The sequence below is a fragment of the Ideonella sp. genome, assembly GCF_041918995.1.
In the GTDB taxonomy this organism is placed as follows: Bacteria; Pseudomonadota; Gammaproteobacteria; order Burkholderiales; family Burkholderiaceae_C; genus Ideonella.
This window is the reverse complement of the sequence record NZ_JAYRUN010000001.1, coordinates 290,920-304,876: the sequence shown is the minus strand read 5'-3', so window position 1 is coordinate 304,876 and position 13,957 is coordinate 290,920. Positions and strand designations below refer to the sequence as shown.

Here is a 13,957-nt window from a genome sequence, read left to right as displayed (position 1 = left end):
CAATCCGGGGCGCCCCGGCGATGCCCACGACAGCCCCATGCAACTGCTACTTGCCCCGATGGAGGGGCTGCTCGACCACCACCTGCGCGACATGCTCACCCGTGTGGGCGGCATCGACCGCTGCGTGAGCGAGTTCATCCGCGTCACCGACACCCTGCTGCCCGAGCGGGTGTTCCTGCGCGTCATCCCCGAGCTCGCGCAGGGCGGCCGCACCCCGGCCGGCGTGCCCGTGCGCGGCCAGCTGCTGGGATCGGACCCGGTGTGCCTGGCGGAGAACGCCGCGCGCCTGGCGTCGCTGGGGCCCACCGGGGTGGACCTGAACTTCGGTTGCCCGGCGAAGATCGTCAACCGCCATGGCGGCGGCGCCTCGCTGCTGGACGACCCGGAGCTGCTGCACCGCATCATGCGGGCCGTGCGGCGGGCGGTGCCGGCCGGCCTGCCGGTGTCCGCCAAGATGCGCCTGGGCACGGAGGACGACCGCCGGGCCGAGGACTGCGCCCGCGCGCTGGCCGAGGGCGGGGCGGCCGAGATCGTGGTCCATGCACGCACGCGGCGCGACGGCTACCGGCCGCCTGCGCACTGGCACCGCCTGGCGGCGCTGCGCGAGGTGGTCGCCGTGCCCCTGGTGGCCAACGGCGAGATCTGGACGGTGGACGACGCCCGGCGGTGCCAGGCGGCCAGCGGCTGCCGCGACCTGATGCTGGGACGCGGCATGGTGGCCGACCCCGGGCTGGCGCGCGCGGTGCGGCAGGCGCTGCAGCCCGTGGCGGCGACGCAGGCGCAGGACGCGCCCCCGGCGCCGGACTGGCCGCAGCTGCTGGCCCTGTTGCGCCAGTTCTGGGCGGGCCTGGACCCGCACGTCACGCCCCGCCACCGGCCCGGCCGGCTGAAGCAGTGGCTCAACTTCCTGCGCCGCCGCCACCCCGAGGCCGAGGCCGCGTACCAGCGCTGGCGCGCCGTCACCGACCCGGTGCGCCTGCAGCAGGAGCTGTTCGACGGCGCCGGCCCGCTGGCCGACGGCTCACGCTAGCGCGAAGGTGTCGCGCAGGTCCTCGGCCCACTCGGCCAGTTCCCCCTCGCCGGCGCCCAGCCACGCGAGCGCCCGGGCCCCGTGCTGGGTCCAGTCGGCGTCGGTGGGCAGCCCCTCGTCCCGGCGCATCAGGTGCTCGGACACGGTGAGCATGGCCACCAGCTGGTCCACCTCGGGTTCGCCGGCGCCCTGGCCCAGCATGTCCAGGTCGTGGTGACGCCGGATGGCGGCCATCACGGTGGGGCCCAGCAGCCACAGGCGCGCCACGAGCGCGCCCACCACGGCGTGGTCGGTGCGGTGGTTGGCGTTCTCGGTGGCGATGGGCGAGCGGTCCACGCGCGCGGCGGCCTCGGCCAGGGTGCCCCCGTAGCCGGGCAGGCTCTGCAGCATCACCGGCAGGCCCACGTGGGAGAACAGCCCGCAGGTGTGCGCCACGTCGGGCGGCGTGCCCAGCAGGTGGCGCGCCAGGAAGGCCATGGCGTGCGCCCGCTTGGTGGAGCGCTCCCAGAAGCGGGCCAGGCGCGGGTTGTTCACCGGCAGCGCCCGCCGCACCAGGTAGGTACGCATCTCGGTGGCGGTCTGTTCCAGCCCGAGCCGGTTCATGGCCTGGCCCACGGTGTGCACCGGCATGTCGCCGCGGTACAGCGCGCTGTTCGCCACCTTCAGCAGCGCGGCGGACATGGCCACGTCGCTGCCAGCGATGCGCGCCACCTCGTTCAGGTCCGGCTCGGGCTGGCGCAGCGCGTCCTGCATGCGCAGCAGCAGCTGCGGGCAGGCCGGGATGACGATGTGCCGCAACGGCCCGCGGGCCACCGCGTGGTCGAGCTCCTGGTCCAGGGCGGTGGCCGGGGCGGTGGGGGTCGACGTGGCGGGCATGGTGGACGGGGTGGGTCGCATTCAGCCGCTTATCGGCCGGTGTGGCGATTTCTGTACATCCGCGTGACGCCTTGCTGATTCAGGGCAACTGCGGCCTCAGGACCGGTCCGGGAGCGCCGATCATGTCGTGTCGGCCCGTTTCCGTGGGCCGGGGACCCGATGCTTCCTTCGCTGTTCGCCAACACGCTCGTCAACTTCACCGTGGGCCTCGCCCTGGTGATGGCCTGGCGCACCCACCGCGAGCAGCAGTTCCTGCATGCGCTGGGCCTGTCCACGCTGATGCAGGCCATGGCGCCGGTGGCCTTTGCCCTGTGGTGGCATGGGCAGGGCCTGGTGGCGGCCGGGGCCGCCGTGCTGCTGGCGGTGGCCGGTGGCGGCAGCCTGCTGCTGCTGGCGCTGGGCGTGGCGCGCCTGGCGGGGCGCGAGCCCCCGGCCCGCACGCGCTGGGTGGTGGCGGTGGGGCTGCTGCTGCTGTATGGCGCCCTGGTGCCGCTGAACCTGCGGGCGGCCGCCTTCGCGCACGCGGCCCTGTCGCTGGTGGTGGGCATGCTGGCGGCGCGCTGGCTGTGGCCGGGGCCGCTGGCCGAGCGCCTGAGTGGCGTGCTGCTGATCGCGGTGGGCGCCGTGCAGTTCGTGTTCCTGCTGGTGGGCGAGCCGGGCGCGGGCTGGCAGGCGGCCCTGGGCACCGTGCTGCGCGCGGCGCTGGGGCTGGCGCTGCTGTATGCCGCCGTCGCGCGCAGCGCGGCCGCCACCCGCCACCTGCGCGACCAGTACCTGCGCATGACGGAGAAGTCGCACTTCGGCGTGGTGGTCATACAGGACGAGCAGGTCGTGTACGCCAACACGGCCGCGCGGCAGATCTACCTGCGGCCGCTGCCCCAGCCCATCCCCGTGCCCTGGCACAGCGAGCACCTGCTGGACGAGGACCGACAGGCCGCGCGGCAGCGCCACCTGGCCGTGGTCACCGGTGCGGTGGAGCACGCCAGCTGGGCGGGGCCGCGCACCCGTGCCGACGGCCGGCGGCTGCAGCTGCGCTTCGCGTCCTGGCGCATCGACTGGGATGGCCGGCCCGCCGAGCAGGTGGTGGTCATCGACGACACCGAGCACCACGACACCACGGCGGCCCTGCTGCACCAGGCCACGCACGACGGACTCACCGGGCTGCCCAACCGCAGTGCCCTGATGGCGCAGCTGGCGCAGTGGTGCGGCCAGGGCCGCCCCTTCGCGCTGCTGGTGATGGACGTGGACCGCTTCCAGCTCTTCAACGAGGCGCATGGCCCTTCGGTGGGCGACCTGCTGCTGTGCGCGCTGGGCGCGGCGCTGCGCGAGGCGGTGCCCGAGCCGGCCCGGCTGCTGCGCCTGGGCGAGGACGAGTTCGCCCTGCTGCTGCCGCTGCAGGGCGTGGCGCCGGCGGCGGCGGCGCAGGCGCGCGCGCTGGCCGAGCGGGTGCGGGCCCGCCTGCGCGACCCGCTGGTGCTGCCGGCGCACCGCTTCTACGTGGACATGTCGATCGGCATCGCGCTGCACCCCGACATGGCCACCCAGCCCGAGGCGCTGCTGCGTGCCGCGCAGGCCGCCGTGCATGCCGCCAAGGCCATCCCGGGGCTGGCGGTGTGCATGGCCGATCCGCGGTTCGAGCGCGGCTCTGGCGCGTCGCTCCTGGCCGAGCAGGGCCTGCGGGCCGGCCTGCGCAACGAGGAGTTCGTGCTCGCCTTCCAGCCCAAGCGCAGCGCGCGCGATGGCAGGCTCACGGGCTTCGAGGCGCTGGTGCGCTGGCAGCGCCCGGGCGCGGGCCTGGTGAGCCCGGCGGATTTCATCCCCGCGGCCGAGCGCACCGGCCTCATCGGCCCGCTGGGGGCGCTGATCCTGGACAAGGCCTGCGCCCAGGTGGCGGCCTGGCAGCGCGCGGGCGTGGCCGGGGTGCCGGTGGCGGTGAACGTGTCACCGCTGCAGCTGCTGGACGCGGGCTTCGCCGGGCTGGTGGGGCGCACGCTGGCCCGCCATGGCGTGTCGCCCGACGCCCTGGCCATCGAGATCACCGAATCCGCGGCGGTGGCCCACCTCGACGATGCGCGCCAGCGCATCCAGGAGCTGCGGGCGCTGGGCCTGGAGGTGTCGCTGGACGACTTCGGCGCCGGCATCTCCTCGCTGAACATCCTGCGCAGCCTGCCGCTGCAGGGCGTGAAGCTCGACCGCCTGCTGATCGACCCGCTGCCGGCACCCGACGCGCTGGCCGTGGTGCGGGCGGTGTGCCAGCTCGCCTCGGCGCTGGGCATGACGGTGGTGGCCGAAGGGGTGGAGACCGCGGCCCAGGCCGACGCCGCGCGCCAGGCGGGCTGCGACCAGCTGCAGGGCTACCACTTCGGGCGGCCGCTGCCGCCGGCCGATGCCGAGGCCTGCCTGCGGCGCGCGACGGCCGGGGCCGACGGCGCGGCGGCGGCTCAGCCGCCCGGCGGCACCACGGACGCGATGCCGGCCTTGGCGATCTGCGCGTCCTCGCTCGACTTGACGCCGCTCACGCCCACGGCGCCCACCAGGTAGCCGCCGGCCATCATGGGCACGCCGCCCTCGAGCATGCCCTCCAGCCCGGGCGCGCTCAGGAACGCGGTGCGGCCCTGGTTGATGGTGTCCTCGAACTGGCGCGACTCGCGGCGCCCCAGCGCCGCCGTGCGGGCCTTGGCGATGGCCATTTCCGACGTGATCGCCGGCGCGCCGTCCAGTCGGTACAGGCCCATCAGGTGCCCGCCTTCGTCGACGACGGCGATGGACACGGGCCAGTGGTGCGTCCAGGCCAGGGCGCGGGCCGCGTCCAGGATCTTGATGACGTCGGCGTGGTCGAGGCAAGGCTTGTGGTGCATGGGGCGGCGTCGGGATGGTTGGAAAACCGGGCAGTATGGCGGGCCGTGGCGGCACGGGGTATCCCCATGCAACAAGCGGGCCGGGCCCTTACGGCCCCTCAGGAGGTGATAAAGCGGCGCAGCACGGCGAAGGCGGCGTCGGGGTCGTCGCGCCAGGTGCCGTGGCCGCAGCCGGGCAGCACCCGCAGCTCGGCCAGGCCGGGCGGCAAGGCATGGAAGATGTCCTCGCTGTCGGCCACGGGGCACACCGGGTCGTCCGCGCCCGCCAGCACCAGCACGGGGCAGCGGGCCGCCGCCAGGCCGGGCGCCAGGTCCATGCCGGGCATCTCGTGCACGATGAAGTGGCGCAGGATGTCCGGGCGCAGCCGGCCGCGGTGGCGCGCGTCCGGGTCGGCCGGCGGGCGCGGGTTGTACAGCGGCATCAGCTGCGTCAGGTAGGCAGCGGTGTTGGCCTCGTCCCGCGCCGTCCAGAAGGCCTCGGCCAGAGCGCGTGCCGACGGGCCGCCCAGCTGCGCGAAGCGGTCCAGCTTGCGCGGCAGGTTGAACGCCGCCGAGGTGGACGACAGGATCACCTTCCCGGCGTGGCCGGGGTGGCGGGCCAGGTAGCGCTGCGCCACGAAGCCGCCGAAGGACTGGCCCAGCACGATGGGCCGCTCGATGCCCAGCGCGTCGCACAGCCGCACGACGTCGTCCGCCCAGGTGTCCAGCGTCCACTCGTCGGGCGGGCGCGGGTCGCTGCGGCCGTGGCCGCGGTGGTCGTAGGCGATGACCTGGCAGATGTCCGTGAAGGCGCCGAAGGCCGGCTTGAAGCTGCTGTGGTCGAAGCCCGGGCCGCCGTGCAGCAGCAGCAGCGTGGGCTTGTCGCGCAGCACCGGGCCGTCGGGCACCTGGCCGAAGCCGTCCACGTCCACATACAGGCGAACCCCCGGGGAGACGGTGATGCGCATGGCGTGGCTCAGCGGGCCCGGCGGGCGCGCGTCGGCGCCGGGGCGGGCTGCAGGGCGGCGTGCAGCTCGACGAAGGCCTGGGCCAGCGGGTGGCGCGGCTCCAGGTGCACCAGCGGCAGCGCGCGCTCGTGCGATTCCTTCACCTTGACGCTGGCGTTGAGGTAGGGCTGCAGCACGGGCAGGCCCTCGTCCATCAGCGCCTGGACGATGCGCTGCGGCAGGTTGGCGCGCGGCTGGAACTGGTTCACCACGATGCCTTCGACGCGCAGGCCAGGGTTGTGGTCGGCCTGGATCTCCTGCACGTTCTCCAGCAGCGCATAGAGGGCACGGCGGGCGAACTCGTCGCAGTCGAAGGGGATCAGGCAGGTGTCCGCGGCGATGAGCGCGGAGCGCGTGTAGAAGTTCAGCGCGGGCGGCGTGTCGATCCAGATGTCGTCGTAGTCGTCGGCCAGGGCGGCCAGCGCATCGCGCAGCTTGTAGATCTTGTAGCGCGATTCGAGCTTGGCATGCAGCTCGTCGAGCGCGGGCTGCGAGGGCATGAGCGACAGCCGCTCGAAGGGCGTGGCCAGGACGTGGTCGGCGGTGTCGCGCGGGCGCACGCTGAACTTCAGCGTCTGGTCGAAGAAGTCGGCCGCCCCGCGGTCCACCTCGTCCGCCGCGTCGCCCAGCAGGTAGCGCGTGGAGTTGCCCTGCGGGTCGAGGTCCACCACCAGGGTGCGGCGCCCCTGGGCGGCGCCCACGGCGGCGAGGTTGCAGGTGATGGTGGACTTGCCCACCCCGCCTTTCTGGTTGAACACGACGCGTCGCATGGTCCCTCTCGCCCTCTCGGCTGGCAAACGGGGGGATTGTGCACTGCACCATCCCCCCGGCGCCATGGGCGCAGCTGCGGCGCTTACCAGGTCTTCAGCGCCTCGCGGATCTCGTCGCGGTACAGCTCGTTGGCGCCCGTGTTGTAGGCGTTGGTGTAGTCCACGTCGGCCTGGCAGTTGGTGCCCGGGGTCTGGTAGTCCTCCCAGCAGGGCACCGGCGTGTCGCTGATCAGGCGGCCGAAGGCGTAGTCGCGCCAGGTCTGGATGCCGCTCACGTACACCGGCAGGCGGATCAGGCCGGTGCCCGAGCGCACGATCACCTTCTGGCCGCAGTCGCCGTTGGCGTCCGGCAGGCAGGTGCCGTAGCTGCCCCCCTTGCCCCAGGTGCGCACCAGGTTGCCGAACTGCGAGGCGATGGCCGACTTGCCGAGCTTGGCCGCCTCGTCGTTGATGATGGCCTGCAGGGCCGCGCTCACGCCCATGCCGGGGTTGGCGGATTCCAGGAACTCGCTGCGTGCGCTGTTCGTGTTGCTCAGCAGGGTGCCGGCCCACACGCCTTCGTAGATGCGGGCCAGGTCCGCGGCCGTGGTGTCGTTGCGGCGCAGCGTGGGCTCGTACTTGCCGGTGGCGGTGTTGCGGTAGGCGCAGCCGATGTTGTGGCGCAGCGTGGTGCCGGTCAGGCCGCTGGTGGTGGCCGTGGTGTTGAAGGGCGTGAAGCCACCGTAGCGGATCACCGTGCCGCGCGTGGTGCGGTTGTCGGAGATGCGCATCATCTCGTCCAGGCCGGTCTCGAAGTTGTAGTTCGTGCGGCGATTGGCCGGCACCTCGAGCGCGGTATCGGGGCAGGCGTCCTTGCCCGCGTTCATGTCGTACTCGTAGTAGGTGAAGGCGCTGTCGAGCGTGTCCGTGCCGGCCTCCACCCGCTTCATCGCATGCAGCAGGTGCAGCGATTTCAGCGAGCTGGCCGTCTCGGCGCGCCGGCTGCCGTTGAGGTCCACCTTCACCGGGCCGTTCACCTGCTTCAGGTAGGACTCGAAGATGCCGCGGGTGGGGTTGCCGCTGGCGTCCAGGAAGGTCTTGCCGAGCAGGTCCCGCATGCGGCGGGTGGACGTGTTGGCGTTGTCGATGAACACGGCGTCGTAGCGGCGCACGCCGTTGACGAGGTAGGTGGTCACGTCGATGGGCCGCGAGGCCACCTGGGTGCCGTAGTTGTTCAGGTCGGCCATGGACGCGAAGCCGTACTGGTACCACCAGGCCGAGGCGTCGGCGCCGGTGTTCTTCACCTGGATGAAGTTGTAGGTGCCGTCGGCCTGGCGCTCCAGCTTGACGAGGCGGCCCTGGAAGCTGGCCACCTTGCTGGCGATGGACGAGGGCGTCTGGTTGATCCACCACTGCCAGCTCTTGGCGTCGCTGCCGGTGTTGGCCACGAAGGCCGCGGTGTACTTCTTCACCCCGCCTTCGGTGTAGCTGTCGATGTCGATCATGCGGTGGCCGCTGCTGTCGATGTGCGACGTGATCTGCGCCGAGCTCACGCCCATCAGGTAGCTCCAGGCGCGCGCCGCGCCGGCGGTGTTGCTCACCATCACCACGGCGAAGCGGATCTGGCCGCCGCCGATGTCGTAGGGCTCCACCTCGATCAGCCGGCCGTTGTTGGCGTTCAGGTAGGACGACACCTGGGCGGCCGTCAGGCCGTAGTACCACCACCAGCCCGGCACCGCGTAGGCGCCGCTGTTGGGCACCATGCGCACGGTGAAGCGCGGCACGCCGCTGGTGACCGAGTACACCTCGATCTCGGTCAGGCGCGCCTTGTTCTGGGTAAGGTAGGTGCTGACCTGCGAAGCCGTGACGTTGGTGTAGGTCCACCAGCCGGTCGGCACGTTCACCGAGTGGTCGTCGGTGAGCGCCTGGCTGTCCAGCGCCTCGGGCTGCATGTCGGTCATGGCGGCGGCCATGTCGGGCGTGTCGTCGTCCGCGGCCAGGGCGGCGGTCTGCAGGGTGGCCAGCGCCAGCGCGGCGGCCAGCATGCTCAGGCGGAACGCGGCCGGCGTGGTGGCGCGCGGGGCGGACGGGAAGCGGGAAAGGCGGTTCATCATGGAAGGCTCCGTGTCGGGGGAAGGGGTTCAGTGCGGTGCCGCGGGTTGTCGTGCGGCCCTACTGATCAATTCGCAGCCGGACACGGCGACCGGACACGCGCCTCCCCCCACGCTTAGGGGCGTGCAGGGTCCCTCCGATGGGGGGTCAGTGGACGAGCCGGATGCGCTCGGGCGCGTCGGCACCCGCCTGCCGCCGGTAGGCGGCGCGCGCCTCGCGGGCCAGCGCCGCGGCGGCCTGCGGCTGGCCCGCGGCCTGCAGCCACTGCGCGCGCACCAGGCGAGCCAGCTCGCGGTCCGGGTGCGCGGCGTCGCCGTGGGCCGCGCGCAGCAGGGCCTGCGCTTCCTCGATCCAGGGCTCCGCCTGGGCCGTGTCACCTGCCGCCAGCCGGGCCAGCGCGCCGTTGAGCCGGGCGCGCGCCAGGCCGATCTGCCCGGCGGGCCCCAGCGAGCCACCCCGCTCGCGCCACAGCGCGGCGGACGCCTCCGCCGCCCGCACGCCCTCGGCCGCCCGTCCGGCGGCGGCCAGCGCGGCGGCGTGCAGCATCAGCGTGGCGGCATGGCGGGTGTCCTGCTGGCCGGCAGCCACCTCCTCGGCCCGCACGGCCTCCAGCACGGTCACGGCCTCGGCCGCCCGGCCAGCCAGCAGCAGCGCCGAGCCAAGCCGCCGGCGCAGCCCGCGCAGCTCGGACGCCGACAGCGCTGCGCCCTCGCGGGTGGCCAGGCGCACCGAGTCGCGGGCGGCCTGCTCGGCCTGCGGCAGGCGGCCGGTGCGCATCAGCGCCATGACGTGGAAGGACAGGTTCAGCGCCGTCTCGCCGTCCTCGGCGCCGTACACCGCGCGGGAGCGCTCGACGTTGTCGGCGAACACGCGGTGCGCCATCTCGTAGTGGCCGGCGTCCAGGTGCACCATGCCCAGCGTGCGTTGCGACTGGATGGACAGCGAGTTGTGGCGGCCGGCCAGGTGGTCCAGCTCGGCCACCGCCCGCTGCAGCGAATCGGCCGCCGCTGGGAAGCGGCGCAGCTGCCACTGGGCGAAGCCGATGTCCGAGCGCATGGAGGCGCTGCCCATGCCGTGCGCGCGCCAGTCCTGGGACAGCAGGGGTTCGAGCTCGGACAGGGCGACCCGCGCCTCGGCGTGGCGGCCCTGGATGGCCAGCGAGGTGGCGATCTTGCTGCGCACGCTGGCCACCTCGAAGCTGCCCGGACCGTGCTGGCGGGCCAGGCCGGGCAGGGCGGCCTGCAGCGTGGCGCGGCCCTCGTCGTAGCGGGTGAGCTCCATGAGGTTGTCCGCCATCGCGACCTGCAGCTCCAGCCACGGCACGGGGCGCTCCGAGGCCGCGCGCTCGATGGCCGGCCGCGCCCGCGCCAGCGTGGCCAGCGAGGCCTCATGGCGGCCGAGCGAGGTCTGCGTGCGGGCCAGGTCGATCAGGGCGGCGGCCTGCTCCGGGCCGCCCTCGCCGTGCTCGCGCGTCACCAGCGCCAGGCGCGCCTCGGCCAGCGGCAGGGCGCGCCGGCCGTCGCCCAGCTTCAGGTACAGCTGCACGAGCAGGCCGCCCAGCGTGGCGTGCAGCGCCGGCTCGTCGGCCAGGCGCGCCTGCAGGTCGCGCTCGCCGCGCGCCATGAGGTCGCGCACGGTGGGTTCGCGGCCCTGCGCCTTCGCCGGGTCCACCTCGTTGAACAGGCCCACCAGGAAGGCCTGGACCGCCTGGCTGCGCTGGGCCTCGCGGCGCGCGCGCTCCGCCTGGTCCAGGGCCACCGCCAGGCCGGCCACCAGGCTGGCCGCCGCCAGCCCGCCCGCAGCCACCGCCGCCGTGTGGCGGCGCACGAACTTGGTCAGGTGGTACCAGGTGCCCGGCGGGTGCGCCTGGACGGGCTCGTGCTGCAGCCAGCGGCGCAGGTCCTGCTCGAAGGCCTCGGCCGAGGCGTAGCGTTCGGCGGGCTGCTTGCGCAGGGCCATCAGCACGATGTTGTCGAGGTCGCCGCGCAGCTGCCGGCGCAGGCCCGCCGGGCGGGTGGCGCGGTGGGCGGCGGCCTGCGCTTGCGGAGCCAGCCGGCTCGGCCGCGCCGGCTGGGTGGTGAGGATGGCGTCCTCCAGCGCACCGCGCGTGTCGCGCGGCAGGCGGTAGGGCCGCTGCCCGGTGCACAGCTCGTACAGCAGCACGCCGAGCGAGTAGATGTCCGAGGCGGTGCCGATGGGCTGGTGCGGCGCCCGCGCGATCTGCTCGGGCGAGGCGTAGTCGGGCGTGAGCGGGGCGTGCGCCCACTCGGTGCGCGCGCCCGCGTCGGGCGCGTCGGCGTCGTCCAGCAGGGTGGCGATGCCGAAGTCCAGCAGGCGCACGCGCCCGTCGTCGCCCACCAGGATGTTCGAGGGCTTCAGGTCGCGGTGCACCACCAGGCGGGAATGTGCGTACTGCACCGCCTGCAGCACCTGCAGGAACAGCACGATGCGCTCGCGCAGCGGCAGCTGTCGGGCGTCGCACCACTGGGTGATGGGCGCGCCCTCCACCCACTCCATGGCCAGCCAGGGCTGGCCGTCGTCCGTGACGCCGGCGTCGTACAGGCGCGCGATGTGCGGGTGCTCCAGCGCCGCGAGGATGTCGCGCTCGCGGGCGAAGCGGTGGGCCAGCCCCGGCACCAGGGCGCCCGGATGGGGCAGCTTGAGCGCCACGTTGCGCTGCCAGTCGCCCTCGTGGCGTTCGGCCAGCCACACGGTGCCCATGCCGCCCTGGCCCAGCGGCCGCAGCAGGCACCAGGGGCCCACCTGCCGCAGCGGCTCGGTGTCCGCGGCCGGCGGCGTGCTGCCCAGGCGCTCGCTGGCGGCGGCCTGGGCCAAGGCGGGCAGCGCGTCCAGCACGTCGATCACGGTGGCGGGGCCGCCCCGGGCGGGGGGCGCAGCCCGGGGGCCGGGCGCGTCGTCCGCCTCGGCCAGCAGGGTGGCCAGCTCCTCGCGCAGCGCGGCGTCGTCGGCCGGCAGCGCGGCGAGCCAGGCGGCGCGGTCGGCCGGCGGCAGGGCCAGCGCCTCGTCGAGCCGAGCCGACAGGCGGGCGAGGTGGCCAGGGGGCAGGCGCCTCATCGGGGCGTCCGGCGCGCGCCGCCGGCCTATTGCAGCACGGCGCGCAGCAGCAGCCGCGCCTTCTGCCAGTCGCGCCGCACGGTGCGGTCGGTGACCCCCAGCGCCTCGGCGATCGCCACCTCGTCCAGGCCGGCGAAGCAGCGCATCTCCACGATGCGTGCCAGGCGGTCGTCCACCTGCGCCAGCTCCTCGATGGCGTCGTGGATGCGGATCACGTCGTCGTCGCGCACGGACACCGACTCGGCGATGTCGGTGTTGAGCGTCACGTGCAGGTGGTCGCCGCCGCGGCGCTCGGCGTGGCGCTGGCGCACGAAATCGATGACGACGAAGCGCATGACGCGCGCCGCGTAGCCCAGGAACTGGCCCGGGCTGAGACCGGCCAGCCCCGGCTGACCCTGGAAGCGCAGGTAGGACTCGTGCACCAGGGCGGTGGTGTCGAGCATGGTGAGCTGCTCGCTGCGGCGCAGTCGGGCGCTGGCCAGGCGGCGCAGCTCGGCGTACATCTGCCGGAACAGTTCGTCGGCGGTGTCCGGGGCGGGCGGGTCCGTGCGCATGGTGGCGCGGGAGTATGGCGCCATTCGGCCCCGCCGGGCAGCGGGGCTGACACGGAGGGCTCAAGTCGGCGGTGCGGTGGACGATGACCACCGTACGATGCCCACGACCGCGCCGCCGACGCCTGCCCATCCTGCCGATGGCGACCCCCTGGCCGCTGCGCGTGCGGCCATGAACCAGGGCCAGGCGCAGGAGGCCGCGCTGCTGGCGGCGGCGGCCTGGCGGGCGGCGTCGCCGGCCGACGAGCGGGCCCGCGGCGAGGCCGGCCACCTGCTGTGCGTCAGCCACTACCGGCTGGGCAACTGGGCCGCGATGCTCGACTCGAGCGAATCCACGTTGCCGTTGCTGCAACGCACCGGCATGGTGGCCGAGCAGGTGGAGCTGCTGCGCTGGGTGACGCTGGCGGCCTGCGAGCTCGGGCGCTTCGAGCAGGCGCTGCGCTCGGCCAACGAGTCCTGCGCCCTGGCCGAGCAGCACGGGCAGAGCGCGCAGTTCGCCCTGTCGCTGGTCACCCTGGGCATCTGCATCGAACGCATGGGCGACCCCTGGCAGGCGCACCGCCTGATGGAAGAGGCGCTGGCGCGCATGGAGGGGGTGGACGACACCTACGCGCGCTGCATGATCCTGAACAACCTGTGCGCTTCCTACATCGGGGCGCACTACCTGCTGCGCGACGGCGGGGCGGCCGAGCAGGCGCGGCAGGTCATCCACAAGGCGGCGCAGCACGCCCGCGAGGCGCGCACCCTGGCGCCGCAGCTGCCCGGTGCGGCCTTCTTCACCGCCATCATCGACGCCAACCTGGCCGAGAGCCTGGTGCACCTGGGCGAGCTGGACGAGGCGGACGCCCTGGTCGAGGGCGCGCTCGCCAGCGTGACGGGCCAGGGCAACGTGGCACGGGCCTGGCGCATCCGCTACATCCGCGGCATCCTGCTGCTGGCCCGCGGCCATGCCGAGCAGGCCGCCCCGCAGCTCACCGCACTGTGGCACGAGCTGGAGGGATCCCAGCAGCACAACACCCTGACGCGGGTGCACGACGCGCTCTACCGCTGCTGGCGCCGGCTCGGCGACCCGGGGCGCGCGCTGGTCCACCTGGAGAGCTTCGAGGCCATCGAGCGTCGGCGCGTGGTGAGCCAGCTGCAGGCCCAATCCGCGCTGTTCGTGACGCGCGTGGAGGCCGAGCGCTCACGGCTGGAGGCGCAGGCCGAGCGCCAGCGCGCGGCCGAGCTGGAGGCCCACGCCCTGCGCGACCCGCTCACCGGCCTGGGCAACCGCCGCCTGATGGAGCAGCGCCTGCCGCAGCTGCTGGCCGAGGCCGAGCAGGCCGGCTCGCCGGTGGCCGTGGCCGTGATCGACCTCGACCACTTCAAGCAGGTGAACGACCGCTTCGGCCATGCCGCGGGCGACCGCGTGCTGGTGGCGCTGGCCGACCTGCTGCGCAGCAACACGCGCGGCGACGACCTGCTGGTGCGGCTGGGCGGCGAGGAGTTCCTGGTGGTGCTGTCGGGCGCCACGCCGGCGCGCGCCCGCGAGGTGACCGAGCGCCTGCGCCAGCAGGTGGAGCAGCACCGGTGGGACGGCGTGGCGCCGGGGCTGCGCGTCACGCTCAGCGTGGGCCTGGCGAGCGCGCCGCCGTATGAGCTGGGCGCGCTCAGCGAGGCCGCCGACGACGCGCTGTACCGGGCCAAGCAGGCCGGCCGGAACACGGTGGTCGGCTGATAC

General features: G+C 74.1%; 10 protein-coding genes. 3 read left to right on the top strand and 7 right to left on the bottom strand.

Annotated elements, in window-relative coordinates; all coding sequences use genetic code 11:
• Window positions 1–37 precede the first annotated feature (37 nt).
• A complete protein-coding gene (locus tag ACE3UN_RS01455) occupies window positions 38–1,030 on the top strand; it encodes a tRNA dihydrouridine synthase (RefSeq protein ID WP_374673117.1) in 993 nt (330 codons plus the stop codon).
• Here the strand turns inward: ACE3UN_RS01455 and ACE3UN_RS01450 are convergent.
• The gene (locus ACE3UN_RS01450; protein ID WP_374673116.1) at window positions 1,022–1,927 is read right to left on the bottom strand and encodes an HDOD domain-containing protein; all 906 of its coding nucleotides are present in this window, start codon (window positions 1,925–1,927) and stop codon (window positions 1,022–1,024) included. The two genes, ACE3UN_RS01455 and ACE3UN_RS01450, sit on opposite strands and share 9 nt — an antisense overlap.
• Before the next feature lie 138 nt (window positions 1,928–2,065).
• Between ACE3UN_RS01450 and ACE3UN_RS01445 the strand changes: the two genes are divergently transcribed.
• Window positions 2,066–4,447, top strand: a complete 2,382-nt coding sequence (locus tag ACE3UN_RS01445; protein ID WP_374673115.1) for a putative bifunctional diguanylate cyclase/phosphodiesterase — start codon at window positions 2,066–2,068, stop codon at window positions 4,445–4,447.
• On the opposite strand, the gene ACE3UN_RS01440 is transcribed toward ACE3UN_RS01445, so the two are convergent.
• The 6 genes from ACE3UN_RS01440 to ACE3UN_RS01415 all read right to left on the bottom strand — a co-directional run bounded on the left by ACE3UN_RS01440 (window position 4,348) and on the right by ACE3UN_RS01415 (window position 12,240).
• The gene (locus tag ACE3UN_RS01440) at window positions 4,348–4,764 is read right to left on the bottom strand and encodes a heme-binding protein (protein ID WP_374673114.1); all 417 of its coding nucleotides are present in this window, start codon (window positions 4,762–4,764) and stop codon (window positions 4,348–4,350) included. The two genes, ACE3UN_RS01445 and ACE3UN_RS01440, sit on opposite strands and share 100 nt — an antisense overlap.
• Window positions 4,765–4,862: 98 nt before the next feature.
• Window positions 4,863–5,711, bottom strand: coding sequence for an alpha/beta fold hydrolase (locus ACE3UN_RS01435; protein WP_374673113.1), 849 nt, complete (start codon window positions 5,709–5,711; stop codon window positions 4,863–4,865).
• Between the two features lie 8 nt (window positions 5,712–5,719).
• On the bottom strand, window positions 5,720–6,520 hold the full coding sequence (locus tag ACE3UN_RS01430) for a ParA family protein (RefSeq protein WP_374673112.1): 801 nt from the start codon (window positions 6,518–6,520) through the stop codon (window positions 5,720–5,722).
• Between the two features lie 83 nt (window positions 6,521–6,603).
• Window positions 6,604–8,610, bottom strand: a complete 2,007-nt coding sequence (locus ACE3UN_RS01425; protein ID WP_374673111.1) for a serine hydrolase — start codon at window positions 8,608–8,610, stop codon at window positions 6,604–6,606.
• Window positions 8,611–8,758: 148 nt separating this feature from the next.
• Window positions 8,759–11,686, bottom strand: a complete 2,928-nt coding sequence (locus tag ACE3UN_RS01420) for a protein kinase (RefSeq protein ID WP_374673110.1) — start codon at window positions 11,684–11,686, stop codon at window positions 8,759–8,761.
• Window positions 11,687–11,712: 26 nt separating this feature from the next.
• Window positions 11,713–12,240 carry an ECF-type sigma factor gene (locus ACE3UN_RS01415; protein ID WP_374673109.1) on the bottom strand — a complete coding sequence of 176 codons (528 nt, stop codon included), beginning with the start codon at window positions 12,238–12,240 and terminating at the stop codon, window positions 11,713–11,715.
• Window positions 12,241–12,337: 97 nt separating this feature from the next.
• Here ACE3UN_RS01415 and ACE3UN_RS01410 point away from each other — a divergent pair, with 97 nt between their 5' ends.
• Window positions 12,338–13,954, top strand: a complete 1,617-nt coding sequence (locus tag ACE3UN_RS01410) for a diguanylate cyclase (RefSeq protein WP_374673108.1) — start codon at window positions 12,338–12,340, stop codon at window positions 13,952–13,954.
• The last annotated feature ends 3 nt before the right edge of the window (window positions 13,955–13,957 follow it).